Source organism: Providencia rustigianii DSM 4541 (genome assembly GCF_000156395.1).
Taxonomy (GTDB): Bacteria; Pseudomonadota; Gammaproteobacteria; order Enterobacterales; family Enterobacteriaceae; genus Providencia; species Providencia rustigianii.
The window spans coordinates 119,810-143,764 of the sequence record NZ_GG703821.1 but is presented as its reverse complement, the minus strand read 5'-3'; the positions used below and the strand labels follow the sequence as shown (position 1 = coordinate 143,764).

21 protein-coding genes are annotated in these 23,955 nt (G+C 41.1%); 5 read left to right on the top strand and 16 right to left on the bottom strand.

Translation table 11 applies throughout. From position 1 onward, the window contains the following. The first annotated feature begins 17 nt into the window (after positions 1–17). Positions 18–1,079 carry an isoaspartyl peptidase/L-asparaginase family protein gene (locus PROVRUST_RS16570; protein WP_006816053.1) on the top strand — a complete coding sequence of 354 codons (1,062 nt, stop codon included), beginning with the start codon at positions 18–20 and terminating at the stop codon, positions 1,077–1,079. A 123-nt stretch (positions 1,080–1,202) separates the two neighbouring features. Here the strand turns inward: PROVRUST_RS16570 and PROVRUST_RS16565 are convergent, their stop codons facing one another. The 8 genes from PROVRUST_RS16565 to PROVRUST_RS16530 form a co-directional block, all read right to left on the bottom strand. Further along, a complete protein-coding gene (locus PROVRUST_RS16565) occupies positions 1,203–1,679 on the bottom strand; it encodes a FidL-like protein (protein WP_006816052.1) in 477 nt (158 codons plus the stop codon). After that, positions 1,680–2,648 carry a winged helix-turn-helix domain-containing protein gene (locus PROVRUST_RS16560; protein ID WP_006816051.1) on the bottom strand — a complete coding sequence of 323 codons (969 nt, stop codon included), beginning with the start codon at positions 2,646–2,648 and terminating at the stop codon, positions 1,680–1,682. Between the two features lie 450 nt (positions 2,649–3,098). Then, on the bottom strand, positions 3,099–5,111 hold the full coding sequence (locus tag PROVRUST_RS16555; protein ID WP_039855765.1) for a TonB-dependent receptor plug domain-containing protein: 2,013 nt from the start codon (positions 5,109–5,111) through the stop codon (positions 3,099–3,101). Positions 5,112–5,249: 138 nt separating this feature from the next. Further along, positions 5,250–6,095: a ModD protein gene (modD, locus tag PROVRUST_RS16550; protein ID WP_006816049.1), complete on the bottom strand. Its 846-nt coding sequence runs from the start codon at positions 6,093–6,095 to the stop codon at positions 5,250–5,252. Next, positions 6,092–6,910: a class I SAM-dependent methyltransferase gene (locus PROVRUST_RS16545; protein ID WP_006816048.1), complete on the bottom strand. Its 819-nt coding sequence runs from the start codon at positions 6,908–6,910 to the stop codon at positions 6,092–6,094. The genes modD and PROVRUST_RS16545 overlap by 4 nt, the downstream gene beginning before the upstream one ends. Positions 6,911–6,921: 11 nt before the next feature. Next, positions 6,922–7,689, bottom strand: a complete 768-nt coding sequence (locus tag PROVRUST_RS16540; protein ID WP_006816047.1) for an ABC transporter ATP-binding protein — start codon at positions 7,687–7,689, stop codon at positions 6,922–6,924. Next, on the bottom strand, positions 7,686–8,690 hold the full coding sequence (locus tag PROVRUST_RS16535; protein WP_006816046.1) for a FecCD family ABC transporter permease: 1,005 nt from the start codon (positions 8,688–8,690) through the stop codon (positions 7,686–7,688). Before PROVRUST_RS16535 ends, PROVRUST_RS16540 begins: the two co-directional genes overlap by 4 nt. Further along, positions 8,687–9,718: an ABC transporter substrate-binding protein gene (locus tag PROVRUST_RS16530; RefSeq protein WP_006816045.1), complete on the bottom strand. Its 1,032-nt coding sequence runs from the start codon at positions 9,716–9,718 to the stop codon at positions 8,687–8,689. The genes PROVRUST_RS16535 and PROVRUST_RS16530 overlap by 4 nt, the downstream gene beginning before the upstream one ends. Positions 9,719–9,911: 193 nt before the next feature. On the opposite strand from PROVRUST_RS16530, the gene gntR reads away from it, so the two are divergent. The 3 genes from gntR (at position 9,912) to gntU (ending at position 12,993) form a co-directional block, all read left to right on the top strand. Beyond that, complete coding sequence (gntR, locus tag PROVRUST_RS16525) at positions 9,912–10,907, top strand: gluconate operon transcriptional repressor GntR (RefSeq protein WP_039855762.1); 996 nt, start codon at positions 9,912–9,914, stop codon at positions 10,905–10,907. 188 nt (positions 10,908–11,095) lie between these two features. Next, complete coding sequence (gene gntK / locus PROVRUST_RS16520) at positions 11,096–11,638, top strand: gluconokinase (RefSeq protein WP_006816043.1); 543 nt, start codon at positions 11,096–11,098, stop codon at positions 11,636–11,638. Then, complete coding sequence (gene gntU, locus PROVRUST_RS16515; protein WP_006816042.1) at positions 11,635–12,993, top strand: gluconate transporter; 1,359 nt, start codon at positions 11,635–11,637, stop codon at positions 12,991–12,993. The genes gntK and gntU overlap by 4 nt, the downstream gene beginning before the upstream one ends. A 100-nt stretch (positions 12,994–13,093) precedes the next feature. On the opposite strand, the gene PROVRUST_RS16510 is transcribed toward gntU, so the two are convergent. From PROVRUST_RS16510 to PROVRUST_RS16475, 8 genes are all read right to left on the bottom strand, one after another. Continuing rightward, positions 13,094–14,320: an SGNH/GDSL hydrolase family protein gene (locus PROVRUST_RS16510; protein WP_039855759.1), complete on the bottom strand. Its 1,227-nt coding sequence runs from the start codon at positions 14,318–14,320 to the stop codon at positions 13,094–13,096. Beyond that, entirely contained in the window at positions 14,271–15,455 is a 1,185-nt protein-coding gene (locus PROVRUST_RS16505; protein WP_039855800.1) for an SGNH/GDSL hydrolase family protein, read from the bottom strand. Before PROVRUST_RS16505 ends, PROVRUST_RS16510 begins: the two co-directional genes overlap by 50 nt. After that, positions 15,442–16,860 carry an MBOAT family O-acyltransferase gene (locus PROVRUST_RS16500; protein WP_006816039.1) on the bottom strand — a complete coding sequence of 473 codons (1,419 nt, stop codon included), beginning with the start codon at positions 16,858–16,860 and terminating at the stop codon, positions 15,442–15,444. Before PROVRUST_RS16500 ends, PROVRUST_RS16505 begins: the two co-directional genes overlap by 14 nt. Before the next feature lie 389 nt (positions 16,861–17,249). Beyond that, the gene (locus PROVRUST_RS16495; protein ID WP_039855758.1) at positions 17,250–18,056 is read right to left on the bottom strand and encodes a protein bax; all 807 of its coding nucleotides are present in this window, start codon (positions 18,054–18,056) and stop codon (positions 17,250–17,252) included. Positions 18,057–18,527: 471 nt separating this feature from the next. Then, positions 18,528–19,679: a DUF4056 domain-containing protein gene (locus PROVRUST_RS16490; protein WP_006816036.1), complete on the bottom strand. Its 1,152-nt coding sequence runs from the start codon at positions 19,677–19,679 to the stop codon at positions 18,528–18,530. Continuing rightward, positions 19,679–20,824: a BamA/TamA family outer membrane protein gene (locus PROVRUST_RS16485; protein WP_006816035.1), complete on the bottom strand. Its 1,146-nt coding sequence runs from the start codon at positions 20,822–20,824 to the stop codon at positions 19,679–19,681. Before PROVRUST_RS16485 ends, PROVRUST_RS16490 begins: the two co-directional genes overlap by 1 nt. Continuing rightward, positions 20,824–21,810: a hypothetical protein gene (locus tag PROVRUST_RS16480; RefSeq protein ID WP_039855757.1), complete on the bottom strand. Its 987-nt coding sequence runs from the start codon at positions 21,808–21,810 to the stop codon at positions 20,824–20,826. The genes PROVRUST_RS16485 and PROVRUST_RS16480 overlap by 1 nt, the downstream gene beginning before the upstream one ends. Before the next feature lie 243 nt (positions 21,811–22,053). Continuing rightward, a complete protein-coding gene (locus PROVRUST_RS16475) occupies positions 22,054–22,236 on the bottom strand; it encodes a hypothetical protein (protein ID WP_006816033.1) in 183 nt (60 codons plus the stop codon). Between the two features lie 253 nt (positions 22,237–22,489). Here PROVRUST_RS16475 and PROVRUST_RS16470 point away from each other — a divergent pair, with 253 nt between their 5' ends. Further along, complete coding sequence (locus tag PROVRUST_RS16470; protein ID WP_006816032.1) at positions 22,490–23,941, top strand: DUF4026 domain-containing protein; 1,452 nt, start codon at positions 22,490–22,492, stop codon at positions 23,939–23,941. The last annotated feature ends 14 nt before the right edge of the window (positions 23,942–23,955 follow it).

Here is a 23,955-nt window from a genome sequence, read left to right as displayed (position 1 = left end):
ATAAAATAAGGTTAATCATGAATAACCTAGCTAAGAAAATAAAATCAACCAAATATACCTTTAGTATAATTTTTTTATCTGCAATTATTTTTTCCTCATCAACAACTGCACAAAAAAATAATTTCCGTTTAGTTATCCATGGTGGAGCTGGCGATATTACTGAAAAGCTGCTTTCTCCTGAATTACAAAAAGAGCATGAAGAGAAATTAAAAGAAGCACTTCAAGCTGGATACACTATTCTTGCTCAAGGTGGTGATAGTGTTGATGCCGTTCAAGCTGCGGTGATCGTGATGGAAGATTCCCCTCTGTATAACGCAGGTAAAGGCGCATCATTAACCACCGATAATAAGGTAGAGTTGGATGCTTCGATTATGGATGGGCGAACTCGTAAGGCAGGTGCTGTCGCTGGAGTGTCGAACGTCAGAAACCCAATAATGGCAGCTTACCGTGTTATGACGAAAAGCCCCTATGTGATGATGGGGGGAGCTGGTGCTGAACAATTTGCTAAATCAGAAGGGTTAGATATTGTTGACCCATCTTACTTTATCACTGAAAAACGAGCAGAACAGCTTAAAAAAGTGAAAGAAATCAGCCACAAAATAGATCAAGAAAAAGGGATTAATGCTGCTTTATTCGTTGATCCTCTGATGTTCGATTATAAATACGGTACAGTTGGTGCTGTTGCAATCGATAAAAAAGGCAATTTAGCTTCTGCGACCTCCACGGGCGGAAGTACAAATAAGCATTATGGCCGCATTGGTGACTCTCCTATTATTGGCGCAGGAACTTACGCTGATAACAACACTATTGCTATTTCAACGACAGGACTAGGGGAATTGTTCATTCGATCTGTTGCTGCTTATGATGTTGCCGCTCAAATAAAATATAAAGGTATCACGCTTTCTGAAGCATCAACAAATATCCTTAATACGGTGCATAATATGGGAGGCGCTGGTGGACTGATTGCGATTGATAAAGATGGAAATTATGTTATGGATTTCAATACGAAAGGTATGTTTAGAGGAACGATAGCTCAAGATGGTGTTCCTTTCGTCGAAATTTATGGACCTAAAAAGTAATTAATACTTTCTTTGAATGTTATATCTATAGATTTAATACCCTTTAATTGCGCTTATATTATTCAAATTTTCCCATGTTGACGATTTTTACCTACTTAAACGTAATTGTTGGTAGGTATTTTTTTATTCAATAAAACAAGTGAATGAGGTATATGCTTCATCTTTAAGGATATAAATATTATCTTCCATTTTTTTCACTTGAATGTAGTAGTTTATTTTTTCTCTATCTACATTAAAAAAAGTAGAAAAAATATTATTTGGCGTATTATCTGAAGTCATTATTGAGGATGATTTGAATCTAATCGCAAAATGTCCTTTATTATCCACAGGATTATATTCAAAATATACTGCTCTATCTAAGCGATACACTGTATCTTGCTCTTTTATATAGCCATAAAAGTTCATACGCCCACTATGGTTATCTGCAATTTGAAGGCTCATTTTAGATTTAAGAATAATACCATCAGGCGTGCCATTTTCTTTTATCCACACGATTTCCGAGTGACAAATTGTCATTTCGTCTTCTTTTTTATTGGTAAATACAAACGCAATCGAAACTATAGCAACGAGAAGAATCGAGGCAGCTATATACTTTTTCATTTAAATTCTCTGGTCATTAATGGACACGCATTCAAATCGGTTATTTTTTTCTTTACAAATACTTAGAGCAATATTTTTATCAAATGAGTAGGCTGAATTGACATCAGATAATAGGATGATTCGTTTGGGTTCATCACAAGAAATATTATATTTTTCAAGTTTTTTATTAACAAAGTCGATAGTGTCGCTAGTCGTTTTTTCACTCATCTCTATCGGTGTTTGTATAATACAATTCTCTCTGGTACTCACTGTATGGTATGTATTTTCTTGATTATTAATGTATTTGTTATTATTTGAAATTATATAAATTGAGATAAGGATGATAGCGATAATGAATGTGATAACTGAAAATTTAATTAATTTTTTATTTTTACTATCATTGTAGCCCTGAGAAATGGCATTTTTATTTTCTATGATTTCTTCTGTATTTAAAGATGTACTATCATTTAATAATGAACAGCTATTAATTAATGTATCTTCAGTAGGTTGGGAGGATGAATCAAATATGCTTTTATGATCATCTGCCAATACAAAATGAGATGGCACTAAAGAGGGGTGAAGAGAGTCATAATCATCTTTAGTGATAATTTCGTTAGATATTATTTCAGCATCATCATCAATCTTAAATTTTGAAAGATGACTATCAATTCTAAAACCTTTTTTAGGAACCGTAACGATAGTTTTTGGATCAATACCGACTTGCTCGAGTTTTTTTCTTATCTCGCTAATATAAGTATTTAAATTATTATTTGAACCAACAAGTCCATACTCTTCCCAAACGTTGGTAAGTAATTCATCACGAGTAGCAATCCCTTTTTTAAAATTTAATAAAAGGATCTCCCCAAATAAGCGTGCTGCTGGTTTTGATAATTCAACAGATTGATCTAGGTCACCTTTTAGGTAAATTAGACATTTTCGTTGCTCAAAAATAAATTTTTCATCAATAGTATAATCATGTTTTTCGATCATGGTTACCGCCAGTTCTCTCAAATTCAAATAATTCAATAAGCTAAGCCACCATTATTTATTGGCTAAGTAAAATTAAGTTAAATTTATTTAGGTATTTTATATTTTTATAATTTTAATAATGTATATAGTCTAAATAGTGAAATGAATTACTGCAAGTATTGCTCGATGAGCTTTTTTGCGATTAATTAGCAAAATTATTGATTTGAATGCTTCATTGGAGTTTTACCCTGTATATATTAAAATTATCAGCCTGAATATATAATTTTGTCGCTTATTTTGAGTGTAAAAAGTTAATTAATCTATATTTTAAATGAGGGTTTAATTGGATTTATAGGATTTATCTTAGGTGTAATTGCTTAATTTAATTTATGTATAAATCTAATTTATATAATAGATTATTTTTTATATTGTTAGGTAAGAACGTCAATTCTTACCTAACCTAATTAAGTACTAGTATTTATATTCAATACCTAACCAATAGTTACGACCTTCCTCTATATATCCATTGGTATATTCGTAAGATTTGTCGAATAGGTTATTCACTGAACTATTTACGGATAAGCCATGCCCGAGTTCGTAATCTAAGCGGACATCGGTTTTGGCAAAGCCGCGAACCTTATCTTCGCTATCTATATAGTTAAATGCCCAGCTTCTGGCCTCTTCGGTTACGGTAATACTCATTGGTTCATACGGTGTGAACTTGAGCCAAGCAAAGGCTTTATGAGTTGGTAACTCAGCGACATGGCGTACGCTATAGTGTTTTGGGTCTGCGTGAATATAGCTATAGTTTACGCCAGCTTCTAGCCAGTCGGTAATTTGCCCTGTGGTACCTAAGTCCATCCCCATATAATCCACTTTTCCACTATTACGGTTTTGCAGTAAATCGGCACCTTTTTTATTCACACCCACATGATGTGCCATGATGGCATCAGAAACTTGGTTATAGTAAGCGCTCGCCGTGTAGTTCCAAGCGGGAGTAAAATGACCTTTATAGGTTAAATCAAAGGTTAATGCGCGTTCAGCATCTAAATGAGGGTTAATGAGAAATGAATCATTATTCTTCATTTTATTTTCGGTATAACGCTCTTTTTGGGTTGGGAATCGCGTTCTTTCTGATACTGAGAATTGCACGGTATCTTCATTTTCTAAGTGATAGCGTGCCATGGCTTCCCAGTTAAAGGCATGTTGGCTATTATCATCGTAATGTTGGACCCCCTCCATAGCGCCACTTTTTTTATTATAAAGATAGCGCTTACCTTCATCGCTGTTACGCCAGTCATAGCCAATCCCGCCGATAATATCGAGTTTATCCGTGGCGACCCATTGGTATTCTGTTGCGACAGACCAAGTTTGATCTTTATAACGATCAAATGGATTGGTTTTATTGCTACGAGAACGATGAATATCTTCTTTCCAGTGAGCAGCGAATGACAGCATATCTAATTCACGTATAGTGAAATCAGCACGTAAATCTGCACCATTACTGTAGTCATCATAGCGGCTATAGTTAAAATCGCCTTTTTGGTAATCTTTGACAGATTTGTACTGATGCAGCGTATTTTTAAATGAGTCATGGTACACACGGCTTTGTAACGCGATTCCATCGGTTATCTGAGTCGTGCCATTAAAATAAATACTTTCTTTATCATAGGCTGGCCATTGCCAAATCTGTTGTTTATCTGTATTCACATTCGGCGCGCTGTTTTTGTCGCCATCCTGCTTAATATAGGTGAGGACATACTCATCGGTTTCTCGCGGCGTCCAGCCCATTTTTAGCATTAAGCGTTTATCATCGGTGGCCGAGTTCGTTCGGCGGCCATGGCTTCCTGCCAATGGATTATTATCTTCTGAACTCGGTAATCCCATAAAACGCTGTTTATACTGGCTCCCACTGACTTGGATAAAACCGAGATCATTACGCCCTCCAAGGCGTGCGCTGATGTTATGGGCATTATCAGCCCCACGAGCGAAACCTTGATTGAGGCTAATATTGGCTTCAAGGGGCTTTTTCGGCGTCGCAGTGGTTAAGTTAATCGCGCCACCCATCAAGTTTGGGCCTTGCAATAATGAAGTGTATCCCGTGGACAATTCAACGCTAGCCAGCTCACTGGTCATAAAACGCCCCAGATCGAGGGTGCCATCATAAGGGACATAAGTGGGGATACCATCGAAGAAAACAGGCACCTGACGGCTATCAAAACCTCTTACATTCACTTGGGTTTCATTGCGATTACCGGATTTTTGAATTGCCACACCCGGTAAAGTGCTTAATGCCTGTGCGACGTTGGTTTTATTGAGCTGCTTCATTTGTGACTCAGTGATCACATTGGCATCAGCCGCAAGCGGCGTACTCCATACGGACATGACATCACGGTTAGTTTCTGTTGAGGTTACCGAAGCTGCTTGCCCTTGCGCTGCGAATAATGCCATTCCTACAAAATAAGGTATTTGTTTTATTTTCATTATTAATGTCCAGTTAGTTTTTATCACGACAATCATCGCTATATTTATTTTTATATAGCGATAGCCGTCGTTTATGCCATAAAACACCATCCCGCTATTTTTCGCAGGACAGGTTTTAAATCTCTATTTTAAAGATGATTAAGATTTAAATAGGTGAACTTTGATATCTCTCGGTGCAGCGTAATAAGGGGCTGAAGTGACTAAAATCGACACGCCCGTTTGGGAATACGCCTCAATGGTCTGAAGATTAACTCCGCCCGCAATAGAAAGCCGGCAGGGTGAATTTTGCTGTTGGATATATTGCTGTAATGCTTGAATTTGCGGAATCGGCAATTTATCCAACTGAACAATATCGGCATTAGCTTTAATCGCTAATATCGCTTGTTGTTCATCATCAGCCTCTACAATAATGAGTTTCTCTGGTGCCGCCGTACGCAAAGTCTTTACATGGGACTGCCAATCATCAGGATTTGCTAAACAGTTGCGATGATTGGTAAACAGCAAGATTGTTTCCGCGCTGCCTGCGCGATGAATAATGGCGCCGCCAGCTAAAATTGCCGTGAGGGCAAGCGGCTTGGTCATTGGGATGGTTTTGCGAGTACAGGCGAGTTGCCCATCAGGTTGATATTTTTTCAATATCGATACCATCTGGTAAGTGTAATGACTGACTCCGCCACACCATTCAAGGACGTTTTGTACTGCTTTCCAGCCCTGATGTAAGGCTTCGCAGGAACCGGATGCTTTAATTAAGCAGCTCTGAGGTTCGACAATATCCCCATCATGGAATAAGCATTCACAAGTCACACCGAGCTTAGTTAGCATTCTCTCGGCGATATTTAACCCACTGACACAGCCACCTAGTTTTGATGTAAAAGTCATGGTGCCTTGTTGTGACTGTAAACCAAGGGCACGAGTTGTTAAATCGCCGTATTGAATATCGTCAAGAAGTAACTGATCAATCAGGGCATCCGGTAAGTAGATCATAAAATCAGTTCCGATTCATCGACTACATCCCATGACACCATCGCCCAATCTCTTGATGGGAATGGGAGAACTCTACCGGAAGCCGTTTGTTCATCATAGTAGTGACGGAGTTTTTCAATTTCGTCTTCGGTGAGATCTTTCAGTGACCAATTCACGCTATCTGCAAAAGCAGCAAAATTATCAAATCCCCCTTTATTAGGGCTTTTAATAAAATCGACTCGCGCATTGATCCCCATTTGATGCAGGATATTTACGGCATAAATATAGGTCGGTAGAGAAACAACGTTTCGTCCAATCGCCTTGATAACCTTTTCATCAATAAAAGTAGGGTTGATGGTATGGGTGGTATAAACCCGTAAATTAGTCTGGCGGTTCAACTTCAATAATGCGCCCTTCAAGTCATCGACCAGTGTAGAGCGAGAAGCCACCGAGATATCCACTTTCGGTAACGAATCCCAGTTATCTTCCCATGCCAATGGTTCGAAACGTGCATTGGTGATATTCATCTCTTTTGCGCGAATTTCTGCCATCTCTAGCATGCCTTGGCTATAATCGATACCGATAACGGATTCAAATTGATTGGCTAGCGCCAAACTGATAGATCCCGGGCCACAGCCAACATCCAATAATGTTTTAGCTCCGGTAAAATCCATTAATTGGCGGAAACCAACTAAGTAAGGATCGTTGGGATTGGCACAGGTTTGCGCCATTTGTTGTGCTTTTTTATCCCAATGTTCTGGCTCTTTTCGAGAGCGCTGAGCTTGTTGCATATGCTGTTGGTACATTTTTGCAAAATCGAGTTGATTGATAAGCATGACGCTTGCCCTTAACAAGTAAAATTGGATGGAAGCTGAAAATGAGCCATGATACTTGGCTCATCGATATTATAAAGCTCTGCCAAGTTAGTGAGTGTTAACATACTTTGAGCAGAGCCATGTCTGGCTTGCTGTTGCCTATCCAACAACACCACATGGTCAGCAATGGCCGCTGCATGTTGTGGGTGGTGGGTGGACATTAAAACCGTCATTCCATGCTGTTTTAGATTTTCTATTTGTTGTAATAAACGAATTTGATTACCAAAGTCTAAGCTAGCAGCCGGTTCATCCATAATCAGCAATTTGGGCTTTTGAATTAATGCTCTAGCAATGAGAACCAACTGTTTTTCACCACCACTCAAGGTGCTATATAAGCGCTCTCGGAGGTGATCAATACCTAACTGTTGGAGTTGTTGCATAGCGGCGATTTGTTCTTTTTCTCTTGGAAGTGAAAATACAGAGCGGTGGGGAGTTAGCCCCATTATCACCATATCCGTCACCGAGAAACTGAAGGGCGTATCGTGGGCTTGTGGTACGTAAGCAATTACTTTCGCAATATCTCTTGGTTTTAAGCCATTCAGGGATTTACCCTGTAGCAGGATCTCTCCCTGTATTGCGGGTAGCAACCCTAACAATGTTCTCATCAAGGTGGTTTTACCACATCCATTGGCACCAAGCAGACACGTTATCGCCCCCTCGGGCAGCGAAAAATTAATATGTTCAATAATGGCATGATGGTGATAACCAATCGCGAGGTTATTGAGTGTCAAAATACTCATTTGACCCGCCTTGTTTGCAACAAAATGGCTAAAAAGAACGGAGCCCCCACGGCTGAAGTTAGGATACCCAATGGAAGTTCAATAGCCGCAATGGTTCTTGCTAGTGTGTCAGTGATCAAGAGTAAAATTGCACCAATTGCTATGGATGCCGGAAGTTGATGACGAAAGTTAGCGCCCACTATCATTCTAGTGATATGGGGCACAATCAATCCAATCCACCCAATAATACCCGCAATCGAAACGGTACTTGCGGTGATCAATGTGGCGCAAATAATAAAAATCCCACGGTTCAAGCTGACATTGACACCGAGGCTTTTGGCTTCCTCATCGGATAGGCTGAGCAAATTCATACGCCAACGTAGGAGCAGCAAAGGAATAATGCCTATAACCATAATGGGGAGAACAGAGAGTAAATCCTGCTGGGTAATGGAGGATAACCCTCCTAATAACCAAAATGTGATAGAGGGTAGCTGGGTATAAGGGTCGGCTAGAATTTTCATCAAAGAGATGGCGGAGCCACAAATCGCACTAATCGCCACGCCAACAAGCACCAGCGATAAAATAGGATCATGTTGGCGTGCCATTTTGGCAATCAAACACACGGCGGCGACAGCCAGTAATCCTCCAGCAAAGGCAAATAGCTGGATATACACCAAAGATTGCCCAAAAAATATGCCAAATACCGCCCCTACGCCTGCCCCTGCAGAAACGCCCAATATATCGGGAGAGACTAATGGATTACGAAACATGCCTTGATATGCTGCCCCAGCAACAGCTAATCCACCACCGATTAATATCGCAGCAAGTACTCGAGGGAAACGAATTTGCCAAAATACCGTGTTATTGCGAGGGTCACCCGTTGTATCTTGGAACACGAGACGATACAGCTCCCCCAAGGTTAGTGAGTATTTACCACTGGTTAACGCTATCAATAGGCAGGTCAAAAAGATCATTAACAACAACAGAGGCTTAGCTTTGTTATTCAGAAGCCCACGAGTCATGACATTTCCATCAACATATCAACCTGTTGTGGGCTTAATGGTGAATGATAAAACAGTTCAAAGAACTGCAAAATATCCTGTTTGATGGTTTCCTCGACACTCTTATCAAAGTGACTTTGTAGCCTTCTCATACCGAGTAAGCGATTAATACCGGGAGGTCCATCTAGCCAACCAAAAGGCATCCCGCTGAAAACAAATAAATTATTGGAGGTAATGGCGCTGAGTCCTTCCCATAACGGTGAGGTTGTCATTAATTCAACGGCTTCATCATATTGCGTAATAATAATGTCTGGCTCCCATTGATAAAGTTGCTCCATGGAGACATCCGTTAATCCGTGAAATCCTTTGATATCAACGACATTACGTAAACCTAGCATTTCAATAGCTTCAGTATGAATCGAGCCTTTTGTTCCCGTTTGCAACCCTTTAGCCCCCCGAGCCAGATAAAAACTTAGGGGATTTTGTTGGCGACTTTGGGCAAACAGTTGGGCATTTTTTAAATAGCGTTCTGCTAGTGCACTGAGTTTTTCTGCTTGCTGGTGGACATTGAGGATTTTGCCTAATTGGCGCAACTGCTGTGGTGCATCGGCAAGCCCCCCTTCCATTAATAAATAGGGGATCCCCGTCTGTTTAGACACTTTTTCTGCTTGAGAGCGATAAGTCTCATCGAGATTTCCCGTATCTATAATTAAATCGGGGTGATAGGCCATCAACTGTTCTAGGGATAAGGTACTTCCTCGCCCAGCAAGACGACCATAAATGGGAAGCGAAAGCCATTGTTCGGAAAATAATCCAGTTTTCCCTTTATTGAGGGAAATCGATGCAAATCCCACCATTTTCTCAGGTGCAAGTGCAAATAAGAGTAAATCCGCGGGTGGTCCTGCGCTGATCACTCGCTGAAGGTTTTCAGCGGTTGGTAACTGACCGAATAGTGCTTCGGCGATTTTTTCACGGCTGAATGCAGGTAAATAGTAAAATACAGCCAGTGCCGCACAAGATTGTAGGAAGCGTCGTCGATTCATAGTCATAGCCGATGATTGAGTATCGTTATACTTATAATTATATAACGCGGAAATTAACGAACTCGGGGAAGAGAGTCAACTACTTTGAGGAAAACTCGATATTTATGTGATTTAAAGCAATAACAAGGGATTGCTATCCACCAACAGATCGCAGAACATAACGCAAGATAACTGCGTACATATTGAAAATATGGGATATATGAAGAATAAAAGACCCTCTTTGCAAGACGTTGCCGACCTTGTCGGTATCACAAAAATGACGGTGAGCCGCTTTTTACGCAACCCGGATCAAGTTTCTGAGTCTTTGCGTGGAAAAATTGCTAATGCGGTGGAGGATTTGGGATATATCCCGAACAAAGCACCAGATATTCTCTCTAATGCAACCAGTCATGCGATTGGGGTATTGTTACCTTCATTGACCAACCAAGTGTTTGCCGAAGTGATCCGCGGTATTGAAGCAGTTACTGACCGCCACGGTTATCAAACCATGCTCGCCCACTATGGTTATCGTGCTGAAAAAGAAGAAGAGCGATTAACCTCGCTACTTTCTTATAATATTGATGGCGTGATTTTGGCCGAGCGTACCCATACAGAACGCACACTGCGTATGTTGAAAACAGCGGGTATTCCCGTGGTGGAAATCATGGACAGTATTTCCCCTTGCCTTGATATGGCGGTGGGTATCAATAACTATGAAGCTTCTCGCCAAATGACCGAAGCGATGATCGCCAGAGGCTGTCGTAAGGTTATCTACTTGGGAGCTAGGCAGGATGAGCGAACCATTATCCGCTTAAAAGGCTACGAACAGGCAATGTTAGATGCCAAATTAACGCCTCGAAATTTAATGACTCAGGAAAGCTCCTCTTATTCTCTAGGTGCCCAATTACTTCAAGAGTGTCGCGAAAAATACCCTGATGCGGATGGGTTATTCTGCACAAACGATGACTTAGCAATAGGCGCTATTTTTGAGTGCCAACGTTTAGGGATCAAAGTGCCGACGGATTTAGCTATCTCAGGTTTCCATGGTCATGATGTCGGGCAGGTGATGACGCCAAAATTAGCAAGTATTTTAACCCCTAGAGATCAAATGGGGCGTAAGGCGGCTGAAGTCCTGCTGGCAAGAATGCGTGGAGAAAAATTAGCGCACAAACAGTTTGATGTTGGTTTTAAGTTACTGACAGGTGAAAGTATCTAGTTTGCTGCTATCGAGTCAGCTAAATATTATTGCGAGTATCATCACAATTCCGCTTTTTTCTTCACCGATCTAATTGCTAAAAAACCCTCAATACAGATAATGTTACCCGTAACCTGTTACCGGTAACATAAACCTAAATTTTAATAAAATATTCAGATAATTTCTTTTCAACACCCGAGGAGATTCCTATGAGTGATACCCAAAATCAAAACTATACATTTGTCCTAATGGGGGTATCGGGTAGCGGCAAATCAGCAGTCGCTAGCGGCGTTGCTCAGCAGCTACAAGCTGCTTTTCTTGATGGGGATTTTTTACACCCTAAAGCTAATATTATGAAAATGGCATCAGGACACGCGCTGAATGATGATGACCGTCGCCCTTGGTTAGAAGCACTGAACGGTGCAATTTTTGCTATGCAAAGAACGAATCAAATTTCATTAGTAGTTTGTTCTGCTTTGAAAAAAAGCTACCGCGATATTCTTAGAAACGATAATAAAAATCTCTATTTCATCTACTTGAAAGGGGATGCAATAGTGATTGAAGAGCGTTTGAGAGCGCGTCGTGGTCATTTCTTCAAACCAGAAATGTTGAAATCACAGTTTGAGGCATTACAAGAACCAAATGAACAAGAAACTGATGCGTATGCGATTGATATTCGTCCATCTTTGGATGTAGTCATCGATAATACGTGCTCAACTATTCGTCAAATCATGGCTGGGGATAAGGTATGAATGCTCCTGTAGAAACATTAAGTACCCTTACGTTAGTACTGACCGCTGTTGGCTCGGTAGTCTTACTATTATTCTTAGTAATGTATGCCCGCTTACATGCGTTCGTGGCATTAATGATTGTATCCATTGGCGCTGGATTATTTTCTGGGATGCCAATCCAAGATATCACCGCAACTATGCAAAAAGGAATGGCGGGAACACTTGGTTTCTTAGCGATAGTTGTCGCTCTAGGTGCCATGTTCGGGAAAATCTTGCATGAAACTGGTGCGTTGGATCAGGTGGCACATAAGTTACTGACAGCTTTTGGTGAAAAGCGAGCGCATTACGCTGTGGGCGTGGCAGGTTTGATTTGTGCATTGCCTCTGTTTTTTGACGTTGCGATCGTATTGTTGATTGGGGTGGTCTTTGCGGTAGCAAACCGTACTGGTCATAACGTGGTTCGTTTAGCTATTCCTCTATTTGCAGGTGTTGCCGCTGCGGCAGCATTCTTATTACCGGGTCCTACACCGATGCTAGTTGCATCACAAATGGGCGCTGATTACGGTTGGATGATCCTGATTGGTTTATGTGCAGCTATCCCAGGTATGATTTTAGCCGGACCACTGTTTGGTAACTTTATCAGCAAATTCGTCCATATCGATATTCCGGCTGACTACGAAGCACCTCAAGCAGCTAACGGTAAAGTACCAAGCTTTGCATTCAGCTTAAGTTTAGTGCTGTTCCCGCTGCTGTTAGTGGGATTAAAAACCATTGGTACCCACTTTGTTGAAAAAGGCTCTAACGTAGAACATTGGTTAGAATTTATTGGTCACCCATTCACCGCATTATTACTCGCTTGTTTACTGGCAATTTATGGTCTCGGTTTCCGTTACGGCATGGATAAAGAGCGTGTGATGGCGGTATGTTCTGCGGCAATTCAACCCGCGGGTATTATCCTGTTGGTGACCGGTGCTGGTGGCGTATTCAAGCAAGTGTTGGTTGATTCTGGTGTTGGTCCTGCATTAGGCGACTCTTTGATTGGCGCTGGCTTGCCAATTGCTGTTGCGTGCTTTGTCTTAGCGGGTGCGGTTCGTGTGATCCAAGGTTCTGCTACGGTGGCATGTTTAACGACGGTTGGCTTAGTCTTGCCTGTTATCGGTGAACTGGGCTATTCCGGAGCTCAATTGGCAGCGCTATCTATCTGTATCTCCGGTGGTTCATTAATTCTGAGCCATGTGAACGACTCCGGTTTCTGGCTATTCGGTAAATTTACGGGCGCAACAGAAGCTCAAACGCTGAAAACATGGTCTGTAATGGAAACTATTCTAGGTACCACGGGTGCCATTGTTGGGATGGTTTTCTTTAGCTTCCTGTAAGTTTTCTTCCTCAGCTCCACTCAAAAGAAAAAGCCAGCTTATTTCGATAAGCTGGCTTTTGTAGTTTTGACTGCTGCTCACACAATACGAGCTTTATTCATTACTTCAACATCTGATTAAACTGGCTGTAAAGAGCCTGAGCGCTTTTCTTATAGCCATCCGCAGAGAAATGCACATTGTCTGGGCGCGCTAAACCTTGGGCTGCCCACGAACGAATAGAGCAAGGACCGCCCATGTAGGCCTGCCAATCCCAAAATAGTGTGTGCTCTTGAGCTGCAACCGCTTTTTGAATGCGGATAACATTCATCAAATTCACAGGCATTTGTGCTGTACAGCCTGCGGCGCTACTAAACTTAATTGAGTCGCTTGGCCCCACTAACATAATCACCGCATTCGGCATTTGCTGGCGAATTTGACGAATTTTCTCTCTGAGGCTCTGCTCATAAGCCGTCAAGTTCAATGTATCGTTAAAGGCTTCATTGGTACCGAAAGCTAAAATCACCATGTCAGGAGATATTTCAGCTAATGTGGCACTCCATTGAGATTGCCATTTATCCAACATATTGATGGTGGCACCATTTAACCCTACCGCAGATAACATGACTCCCGGCTTGTTTGAACGCACTAACCATCCACCGACTTTCAGGTTACCTTGTTGGCTCATTGATACTTGAGAGGGTAACTGTGTATTCACTGGTGCCGAAAATTGCCAATTATTACCGGTCGCAGGTAATGTCACCATGGATGACGACGACGGTGATACCTTCATCTGGCTATTTGCCGAACTCTGATAAAGCGCTTGTAGACGGTAACTGTTCTGTACTGGTTGCAATGGTTTTAACTGTACATTGCTGCTATTGGAGTGTGGCTCGGCAATCAACCCACCCAGAGGGTAGTCAAATCGCTCATCTTTGCGACTCGATGCGAGTGTCCAATCAGCTTTATCACTCACCCGATTAATCGTGGCAGTACGTTGGCCGGGTACCGAAATAGGCGGTACAAATCCTGGCCCCGCATCACCATAGCGTTGCTGAAATAATGTGCGTAACTCCCCGCTGAAAAAATCTGCCGCTGTGTGCGAATCGCCGATTTGAACGATATGCACTTGTTGGCTACCTTGGCGTAATTTAGACGCCAAAAGACCCAGATTGGGTTCCCCATTATTCACCAATTGCCCTTGCTCTGTAGATGCAGACCATTTTGGTTGTGAGGTTTTACCACGTTGATTGTCAGGCGTTTGGCAAGAGATTAAACCTAATGCCAACAACGTGACGACGCTAGTCGAGAGTAGCTTGCTCTTGGCTTGACGCAAGTTGTTCAGTTTCATGAGGCTCCTTGTCTCCCTCTTCGAAATGGATCAGTGAAAATACACGTTCGGCAATCATTTGTTGCCCTTTACCACTGAAATGGATCCCATCACCACTGCGCAATTTTATAGCATTGCTGCCATCACCAATATAGTCAGAATAGTCGTCATTTTTATACTTAAAGACATCGTTGGCAGAAATGTACATTTCGCCATACTTTTCGACTTCGGACTGATAAAGACTGCGTAGGAACTTCATGCCATCGGACAGGTTATTTTTACGCATATTCGGCGGACCGACCCAAATAACATCGACGTTATGTTGGCGAGCGGTGGCTAATATATCATTGATGCGCGAGCGGTACACTTGCTCCCACTCTTCACTCTTGAACTTCACATACTTATAGCCTGTCTGCGGCGGCATATCCCATGGGTCATTAGGCCCTAAAAAGACCACTAACACCTTAATATTGGGATTATCATTTAACGCTTTGGCGATAGTTTCTGGCCAGTTAAAGAAACGCGGGTAGGCAAGACCCGTACTCTGCTTACTCAAGTTAATGCTGTCTATATTATACTTTTTCAATAGCATGTTTTTAACATGGGGAGCGATACCCTGCATCATGGAGTCCCCTGCAAATAGCACTTGATCTCCCGCAGTAATCTTAGCGATATGTTTTGGGGTAATCGGTCCTTCTGGACTCGCCAGATTGACCCCAGCGAAAGCGCGTGTTGAATTCTTGGCTCGTGCTTGTGGCCGTTTTAGTAATTCTGGAAACGTCACTGATAAACTTTCGGCTGGGTAGATATAGCCGTTAACAAAGTGTAGCCCAACCCGGAAATCATCAGGAAATTTTAACGCGTCATTACTGTCAGCTATTTGAGCGGCTTGTTTATCGTCTACGGCTTTTTGTCCAGAAGCGTGATAGGCAAAAGTGAGCCCCGCTTCTTGCACCCCATCGTGTAACGCGCTGCCGTAGTCCCAAACGGGATTGCCCATCATTTTCGACCATGGGGTATCTTGATGGTACTTTTGCTGCCAGAATCGTTCCAGTGAGCTTTGGTTCAACCAAATCAATAGCAAGCCCGTAATAAGGACGATAAAAAGGACTTTCCCTGTTTTTTTCAGGTTATTTTTAAACTCAGAAGTTAGCATAGATAAATCCTGGCATGCCTGAAGGTGAAAGCATAAACATAATAGTCAGAACAATGGCTAATGGGATAGGGTAATAATACCAAGCGATATCTTGATGTTTTTTGGCAACATATTGGTAGCCTTGAACAAAATAAGGATAGGCAAGGAACAATAGCCAAAATGGGATCAGTAATCCAAGGTTAGCGCTAATCGAGGCGATAAATCCGGGTTCAATAAATTGATTCAGCATCACCATCGCATCATCGAAGGACGGGCTACGGAAAAATATCCAAGCAAAACAGACAAAATGAAACGTAATAATACGTGATAACCAAGTTGATAATGTTTGATTTGGTAGCGACCAATTCCAACCTAGCTTTTGCATGCAGAAATTCTTAAGACTCAGGAATACAATCCCTAAACCGTGAATAGCTCCCCATACAACAAACGTCATTGCTGCACCGTGCCATAAACCCGAAATCACCATGGCTAAGAATGCGTTAATGTTCATTCGGGTAAATCCCTTACGGTTACCACCCAATGGAATATACACATAGTCGCGAATGAAGGTCGATAAACTAATATGCCAGCGCTTCCAAAAATCTTGTAAGTTAGTGGCTAAATAAGGGGCATTAAAGTTTAGAGGTACGTTGAAACCTAACAGTAATGCAATACCGGTGACCAGATTGGTATAACCGGAAAAGTTAAAGTAGATATTCCACGCATAGGCATAGGTAGCAATTAATATTTCGCCCGCGCTATAGCCTGTTGGGGCATCAAAAACGGGGTTAACATAATTTTCAGCCAGATAAGAACTAAACAGAAAAAGCTTCACCAACGCTAAGCTAATCAGCAAAATTGCGCGTCGAGAATCAAGGATGTTGCGACTTTCTGTCTGAATTTGTGGTAGAAAGTTTTTTGCGCGATTAATTGGACCCGCCACAATACTTGGGAAGAAAGCCAAATACAGTACCACATCAAAAAAATCTGCTTTTTCAATTTCTTTACGGCACACAGACACCGTATAACTTACCGAATGGAATGCGTAGAAAGAAAGACCTAACGGAGCCAATAATTCAAGGATCGGTAACCCAACACTGAATCCAAATTTATCGAGAGTCTGTTGTATGGTTTCTTGAAAGAAAGAATAGTATTTAAATGCGGTAAAGCAGCCAATGATGGCAATACCTAAAAGGGTGTAAATCCAGCGATTGGATAACCAAACGGTTGCCCAATTGGTTAGTAAATAGATAAATAATGTGTAGCCAAATAGAATATAAGCAAAATCAGGGCTAAAGGAATAAACAAAAAAATAGCTAGCGGTGATTAGCAACCCATTTTGTAATTTTGCGCTGGGTTGGCAGCCCCAATAAATAAGAAAAAAAACCAAAAACGAGCCAAGAAACTCAAATGAGAAAAAATTCATAATAGACTCAGATGTTAATTGTTATGGTGCACCATAATATTTATTCTTTTCCCCTATGCAATCGGAATTTCGTCATATTTCAATTTACTCGTCATACTTCGAATTCTAGGGGTGTTGGCTACGCTCAGCTACTCTAGTCACATACTTATGTATGCTCCTAGAGATATCTTCTCTTGCCGCCTACCTAAAATCCGAATTATTTAGAGTAAAACGGAGGATGAAAAGAAAAATAAACGATTCAAGATTCAAGATTCAAGATTCAAAGTCTAAGAAGTATAGCTGGGGTGGGGTGGGTTGTCATATTTCGAGTGGATGAGAAAAACTGCAAAAAAAATCCACTTCCGAAAAAGTGGATTTTTATATTGTTGTACCTGGTGTGTTGATACAAATTAACTGCGAGTCGCTGCTCTTTTTTGAGCTTGTGTAATCAATTCTTCGTTGCTCGCGTACATCTCTTTCAGATAGCGGTTATATGACGAACCTAATTCTGAGTACCCTTTCATGTCATTAATCAGCTTGACTGAGTCTAGCTCATCTTGCGATTTACGCTGCTTAGCGCGTGAATGACGTAATGACTCATACGCATTATGGGTATTCATGTTCTTCATATAGGCTGTTACTGTCTCTTCCACTGAAGAGTACGTTGAATAGCCTTTAATCTTTCCTTTCTTGGTCTGACAGCCGCTACCACAGCGCATCCCAAATAAATTTCCATTTTGTTGAGCAAGCTGAGATGTACCCCAACCAGACTCTGTTGCTGCTTGTGTCGCAACTAAATGTGTTGGCATGATATCAACACGACTTAACAGTTTATCCCAATTAATACGTTTTGGGTTGCTGCAGTTAATGCCATAGCTATCACAGATCTGAGTCAGGCGACGTAGTTCTTGTGCGCTCCATTTGGCATTTGTACGTACTGACAGTAGCCAGTTACGTTCTTCCATGATCTGTTGATTGACTTTTTCAATCACAGGGACAACCGTTTTTAAAAACGCTTTCTTACGTGCAGTACCAGACGGGTATTTACGCAAATCAGGCAATGGTGTTTGTGCTTGATTTGTACTTTGCGCTTGCTTCAGTGCAAAGTCTTTTTTCAGCATCGTACTAGTACTGGTTGAGCCAAAACTGAGACTCGAAAATAAAAGTAAAAATAAGAAAGCGAAGACGGCGTTTGTCCTCATCGTTCGAGAGGGCATTTGCTTCTCCTATGTATCTCTGAACAAAAATCGAGCGAATGGTATCAGAATAATTTTTCACGAGCTACTTTTATCCGACTCACATTAGCTAAACTTCTGTATTATTTTGTATTGAATGGTTTATTTTTATTAACTTATTGATTTTAATTGGGTGATTAATTTCTTTATTTATATTTTAGAATGTTTATTTATCACTTTTGGTTACTTATTTCAAAATGAAATCATCTGTTTTAAGCTAAATTCATTTAAAATACAATCAATTAACTTTGTTTTTATAAGGTTATTATGGTTAAAATATAACCATTAAGGTGGTTATTTTTAGCTCAAATCACCCGTTTTCGCATTTTATGAACACTTATGGTTTGTATGAAAATCAAATGAAGGCAAACTATGATGACTAGAAATGGCCAAAAAATATGGGCTTTTTTGACCATAGATGACGAATAATGTGACAAAATTAGACTGGAAATTTTACTTTTTCAAAGTACGAGTTTGTTGTTTTTGATCTTCAATTTTAGCTTGTTCTGCGAGAGTCGAAAAATCATCAATCGTCCAATATTTTTCTGGAACAGGAAGTTGTGCCATTTTATCCGTAGGTACCAACCGGAACTGCGCTAATTTTGCTAATGAATATCCCGCATATTCGTCAGGTAAACTGAGTTTTAACCCTTTGTGAGGGATTGTTTGTGTGGGTAAAAATGGGTAACGGCTATCTGCCACATCATAATCCCGGGTTAATAACAAAAATTTATTTGGAACGCGTTTTGAACTATCCCACCATATTCCATCGACTCGATCAAAAACTTCTCGAGTTTTTTCTTTATTAAATGCGCCAAGCTCATTTAAAGCAACAGGGAGTATCGTTTCTAAGGAATGTGAGAAGATAGCTAAGGATTCTGCTCGCCCCTGTAATATCAATGAACTGGCTAAGCGAGCCCCAAGGAGGTTGGAATATAAATCTTCAGGAGAAAAAGCGGACACGCCTTCAGAAAAGCCAGGAACAGACTGATAGCCATACCATTGTGCGATTTCATGCCATGCCGCTAATTGAAAAGCCAGTTTCGCGGCAAGGTAAGTACTCAACGTATAGCGTTCTACCGCCGATTCAGGTGGGGTAAACGAGTTAAAGTGAATTTGCCGGCTAGCCAGTTCATCACTGAGTTTTAATGTCCATTCTTTACCCAAATTTGGGTAGATTTGGCTGAATAAGTATAAAGTATAGTCAGCGGTATCACGTACGTGGGCAATATCAATAAAGCCGCCGTCTGTGGTATAGACGAGCCCCACTTTTTCGCTATTTAACCCGACAATATCTGCCGTTGCGGCAAGGTAGCTATCATTATAATGATGCTCACCAAGTTTATTGGCCTCAACGATATTGTCGATAAGATAGAAAGGAACTGGGACGCCAGAGATCTCTGCTCGAATATTATAACCAAATGCACAACAAGCTCTTAGCCCTTGAGGGGCACCTAGAGAACTAAGAACTGGCCAAATTTGAGAGGCTTCCTCAATAGGAATACTGGCAAGGTCCGTCGTCGCGGTAGGGAGCTGAAGTTGTTCGCGGTTTTGACAAGCCACTAACGCGAACAAAATGCACGAGATAATAATGTATTTGAGCATTAGAAAGATTCACCTACTTGAAAATAGAATCCGGTACTGTTGCGACCGACACCAAAATCTAACCTAACATTCATTCGTGGTTTAAATTCAAAACGATAACCCACTCCCGCCGTGGGGAGCCAGTGACCACTGCCGAGTTCTGATGGCGAGTTACTCATGGTGCCTGTTCCTAGCCAACCTACAACACCATGGCGCCAATCTAATTTATGCCGCAACTCGACTTGGCTCGTCAAAATATTATTGTCTCGATATCGTCCTTCGTAATAGCCACGCATGCGGTTACTATTACCTAATAAAGATAGCTGGTTCCATGGTACTTCACCTGTTGAGAAACGGGCATAGTTATCAATAGCAATGACCGTTTTTTCAGAAAGTTCATGGTAATAGGCATATTGCAATTGTGTGGTTTGAAAACGCGTATCACTACCCAAACTCGGTGCAAAATAAGTATAGATAACTTCGAGAGCTTGGCCATTATGTGCATTAGGTAAGAAATCACGCGTGTCATAACTGTAATAAGCACTCACGCCCGAATTAATGGTAGAGCGCCCCCCAGTGGATTGGGAAAAGTATTCTTTTGCGCCGTCATCGGGATCGCTGGCATTAATTGATGAAAAATTCCAACCTAGGCCAACATAGGCGGAATCACCCAACTTATACAGGGCGCGGGGGGTAATCTGAAACTCTTGGGAATGATACTTTTCTTTATTGCTGTCTTTTTTGCCCGCGGCATAACCTTTGCCCCAATAATAGGTCGGAATATTATTGATAGTGCCGGAAACAAACAGGCGCCATTGGTCGTTATCAATGAAATTATAATTGGTAAAGTTAACACCAAAGGCACCGGTTGAGGATGCAAAGCCACTCACGCCAATAGAGGATGGCTGAGTCAATGTGTCTTGTTTGTCGATACGGTATAAGCCAACGAGAGCAGTACCAATACCGATACCCATTTCAGGCGTATAAAATGGTCCGGGTAATACACCCCAGTCGATAGTTTTGCTCTCATCAAAGCTATTTTCACCGCCAAGCTCGCTTAACCAGCCATCGATGGTGTTACGCTCGGGAAGTATTTGAGCCTGTGGGGCGAAAGAAATAAAAAGGCTGAGTAATATCAGCCTTTCTAGACAGTGATGTCGCAGCATTAAAAACGGAATTCCCCAGAAATAAAGAAGCTATTACGGTTGTTAAAACCGATTTCTGTGAGGACGTTAAAGTTGCGAGTTAATTCCACTCGGGCGCCGACGGTATTATTCCATTTATGGGCGAGATGTTGTTCGACGTCGAATTTAGTGTCAGGAGGTGCTAATGCCATCCATTTATTTAATTCTGGAGGTAGATCTAATTTGCTTACATCACCTTTAAAGCGTTGGGTAATATCTTGGTACATGGCTCCAGTCCAAACCTGAATTTTGGTATTACCTTGCCCTGCAATCAATGGTTCAAATATAAATTCATAACCAATACGCGGTGTTACAACAAAAGCAGTAATATCACCATCTAGGATATCAAGGCTTGTTCGTGTGTAATTCATATCTAATGTACTGAAAAATTGGTTATAGCCACCTGCAAAAGTGACTCCACCACCATAAGATTTACCTTCATAATCTAATTCGAATGGAAGATTTTTTCCAATTGGAAGTTTAAAAGGACCTAATTTCGCTTCTACGTTAGTTAAGTTGGTGGTTGATGAACCTTTCGTTTTTCCATATACACCATAGACATTCATAAAAGGAAATACCCAAGTATCGAGTTTTAACATATGGGATTGGTTTTTACTGCGAGTATGGCCAGTTTCAATAGTTAGAATTTTACCTAAATCTAAGCCAGAGTTGGAACTAAAACCAATTTTATCCACTACGACATCTTGACGCAGGTTCATGTAGCCATAGCTCACCCCAAAAGGTTCTGGAATATCGTAACCTTGGGCGCGTGCCTCATCTCCCCAAATGGGTAACACTCGGGATTCCGTGCTGGATGAGCGAGTCACGCCACCTTCAGCATTATTTTTTGGAACACCCGATTCCGTCATACTGACAGAGAATAGGGGCGTATCGCTATCGGCAAAACTAGTTGGAATTACCAAGCAAGATGAAAGAAGCAGCACTGTGCTGAGTTGATTGCGTGTCATAGTGGACTCAATTATCTAATAAATATAAAGGCGTGAATGATAAATAAAACGAAAGAATAAAACTTACAATAAACGCCAAAATTTTAGCATATATTGCGAATTTTAATATGTTCCATAATGCGATTCTAAAAAGATTATGTTTTAAATCAAATGATTCTTATTATCGATATAATAAAGGTAGGAAAATATGCAGGCAAAAATGCCGAGGCCCAAGAAGACATCGGCAGAGGGACAAGTTAAATATTATTTCTTATTATTTTTGTGAAATTGGACACGTTCATGGAAATAATTTTTTAAATGGGCTTCCAGATTATGAATTTTCTGCTCTAACGCGTTAACCAGTACATCATCATTATTCATATCAAAGACTTGTTGCATGGCGAGGTCGTCAACGTATTGTTTTTGCTTTTCGGTTAAATCAGTCATATTTCATAACCTATATATAAGAAAGAATGTGTTTCACTGCCAACCCAACATGGCAGAAATGTCATTCTCATTGTGCCTCAGAGGATAACGGATGAAAAGTAGAATAACCAACCGCAGAATAATGAGGATTGATTAACTTAGCAAAAATGAGGCGGATTAAATCACTATCTGAATTGGTTAAGAATATTCACAATATTCTTACGGAATATAAGCTGATATCCTCGATAAAGATAATAAATTACAGGGCAAAATAATGAGTAATAAACAACAATACCTTGATATTGCAAAAGGCGAAGGGGAAAGAGAAGCCTCGATGATGGTGGCTATCCCTGCTTCTGAACTGACTTCACTACAACTTGAGCAACGATTAGAAGAACAAACCTATTTTACTGACGGTGATATTGATTATGTATCTGAAGAAGATGGTGGCGGTTTTTTCTTCACCTGCAAAAAAGATGAACAAGATTTACGCTTTTATATCTCTCTCGTAGAAAGCGATCCGGAATATACAATTAACCCTTATTTTGCCACTGATCCGATTAGCCAAGAGCTATACGCAGAAGCGACTGCTGCACCCCAAGCGGTGGTCGTTGAATGTTTATTCCAAGACCAACCACTCGTCAATTACTTACAGCAACTGAAAATCATCCAAATTTTAGTCCCTGACTTATTATTAGGATTGGATATTTCGGCGGCGGGTAAAGTCTTTACACGTGAATGGCTAAACTTCCAATTGCTGGATGATTTGATGCCAAGTATTGATTCTTTATATGTAGTGCATGCTATTTATGACCACGATAAAGACGCAGGCGAAGATTCTGCACCGACCATGTATTGGTTCCATACTCATGGTTTAGCGCGTTGCGGGCTATCCGAAGCAGAAATTATTATCCCACACCCGATTGCGTCTTATTATGGGATCCCTGAGCTATTCTGGAGTTTTGTGAATAACAGCATTACCCAAGGAAAAATTGACTTCAATGAGCCGATTTTCATTGGTCAAACCCAAACAGGTTATGAATATTTGGTGGCAGTCCCATTTGAAGAAGGACTACGCCATGTGGGGCAATCAACCCCTGTTGATAACTTAAAACCATTGGAAGAGATGAATTTTGAATTTGGTGATGCCAGTTCAGAGCGTTTTATGGGCGATTGGCATGATCGTGACGAATCTCACCAACATCCATCCGTGATGCTATTTCGCGTGACCCAAGAAAATCCAACATTAGAAAGCTTCTTTGAAGGTTTTGAAGATCAAAATGCGATGATGTTTATGCGTACTGATGAAGAAACCGCGGATATGTCTCGTAAAGCTAGACTACGTTGGGAGTATTTTACCCACATGCTGGATAACTACGGTCCAAAACCCGTCGCGCCGAAGAAAGGATTGTTTGCCAAGCTGCTCGGAAAAAAAGAAGACGAAACGGATTCAGAATGGCGCTTCCTTGTGAAATGTGGCATTAGTTATCAGGATGAAGACGGTGATGAAGGGCATGAACACATGTGGTTTGAGCCAATTTCATGGAAGGGTGACCAGTTTGAAGGCCGCTTAATCAACCACCCTTTCTATGTGCAAACCATGCAGGAAGGGGAAACTTACCCGCTTACTCGTGAAGATATCACCGATTGGACTATTTATTACCAAGATGGTAGCTATACACCTGATACAATCTATAAACTCTTAAGCGGTGCCCAAGTTCATTAATATAGATTGGGCAC

What these genes read in the sequence shown, in the direction of transcription:
- PROVRUST_RS16570 (WP_006816053.1), top strand. Translation starts at nt 18, where the DNA reads ATGAATAACCTAGCTAAGAAAATAAAATCAACCAAATATACCTTTAGT.
- PROVRUST_RS16565 (WP_006816052.1), bottom strand. Translation starts at nt 1,679, where the DNA reads ATGAAAAAGTATATAGCTGCCTCGATTCTTCTCGTTGCTATAGTTTCG.
- PROVRUST_RS16560 (WP_006816051.1), bottom strand. Translation starts at nt 2,648, where the DNA reads ATGATCGAAAAACATGATTATACTATTGATGAAAAATTTATTTTTGAG.
- PROVRUST_RS16555 (WP_039855765.1), bottom strand. Translation starts at nt 5,111, where the DNA reads ATGAAAATAAAACAAATACCTTATTTTGTAGGAATGGCATTATTCGCA.
- modD (WP_006816049.1), bottom strand. Translation starts at nt 6,095, where the DNA reads ATGATCTACTTACCGGATGCCCTGATTGATCAGTTACTTCTTGACGAT.
- PROVRUST_RS16545 (WP_006816048.1), bottom strand. Translation starts at nt 6,910, where the DNA reads ATGCTTATCAATCAACTCGATTTTGCAAAAATGTACCAACAGCATATG.
- PROVRUST_RS16540 (WP_006816047.1), bottom strand. Translation starts at nt 7,689, where the DNA reads ATGAGTATTTTGACACTCAATAACCTCGCGATTGGTTATCACCATCAT.
- PROVRUST_RS16535 (WP_006816046.1), bottom strand. Translation starts at nt 8,690, where the DNA reads ATGACTCGTGGGCTTCTGAATAACAAAGCTAAGCCTCTGTTGTTGTTA.
- PROVRUST_RS16530 (WP_006816045.1), bottom strand. Translation starts at nt 9,718, where the DNA reads ATGACTATGAATCGACGACGCTTCCTACAATCTTGTGCGGCACTGGCT.
- gntR (WP_039855762.1), top strand. Translation starts at nt 9,912, where the DNA reads ATGAAGAATAAAAGACCCTCTTTGCAAGACGTTGCCGACCTTGTCGGT.
- gntK (WP_006816043.1), top strand. Translation starts at nt 11,096, where the DNA reads ATGAGTGATACCCAAAATCAAAACTATACATTTGTCCTAATGGGGGTA.
- gntU (WP_006816042.1), top strand. Translation starts at nt 11,635, where the DNA reads ATGAATGCTCCTGTAGAAACATTAAGTACCCTTACGTTAGTACTGACC.
- PROVRUST_RS16510 (WP_039855759.1), bottom strand. Translation starts at nt 14,320, where the DNA reads ATGAAACTGAACAACTTGCGTCAAGCCAAGAGCAAGCTACTCTCGACT.
- PROVRUST_RS16505 (WP_039855800.1), bottom strand. Translation starts at nt 15,455, where the DNA reads ATGCTAACTTCTGAGTTTAAAAATAACCTGAAAAAAACAGGGAAAGTC.
- PROVRUST_RS16500 (WP_006816039.1), bottom strand. Translation starts at nt 16,860, where the DNA reads ATGAATTTTTTCTCATTTGAGTTTCTTGGCTCGTTTTTGGTTTTTTTT.
- PROVRUST_RS16495 (WP_039855758.1), bottom strand. Translation starts at nt 18,056, where the DNA reads ATGCCCTCTCGAACGATGAGGACAAACGCCGTCTTCGCTTTCTTATTT.
- PROVRUST_RS16490 (WP_006816036.1), bottom strand. Translation starts at nt 19,679, where the DNA reads ATGCTCAAATACATTATTATCTCGTGCATTTTGTTCGCGTTAGTGGCT.
- PROVRUST_RS16485 (WP_006816035.1), bottom strand. Translation starts at nt 20,824, where the DNA reads ATGCTGCGACATCACTGTCTAGAAAGGCTGATATTACTCAGCCTTTTT.
- PROVRUST_RS16480 (WP_039855757.1), bottom strand. Translation starts at nt 21,810, where the DNA reads ATGACACGCAATCAACTCAGCACAGTGCTGCTTCTTTCATCTTGCTTG.
- PROVRUST_RS16475 (WP_006816033.1), bottom strand. Translation starts at nt 22,236, where the DNA reads ATGACTGATTTAACCGAAAAGCAAAAACAATACGTTGACGACCTCGCC.
- PROVRUST_RS16470 (WP_006816032.1), top strand. Translation starts at nt 22,490, where the DNA reads ATGAGTAATAAACAACAATACCTTGATATTGCAAAAGGCGAAGGGGAA.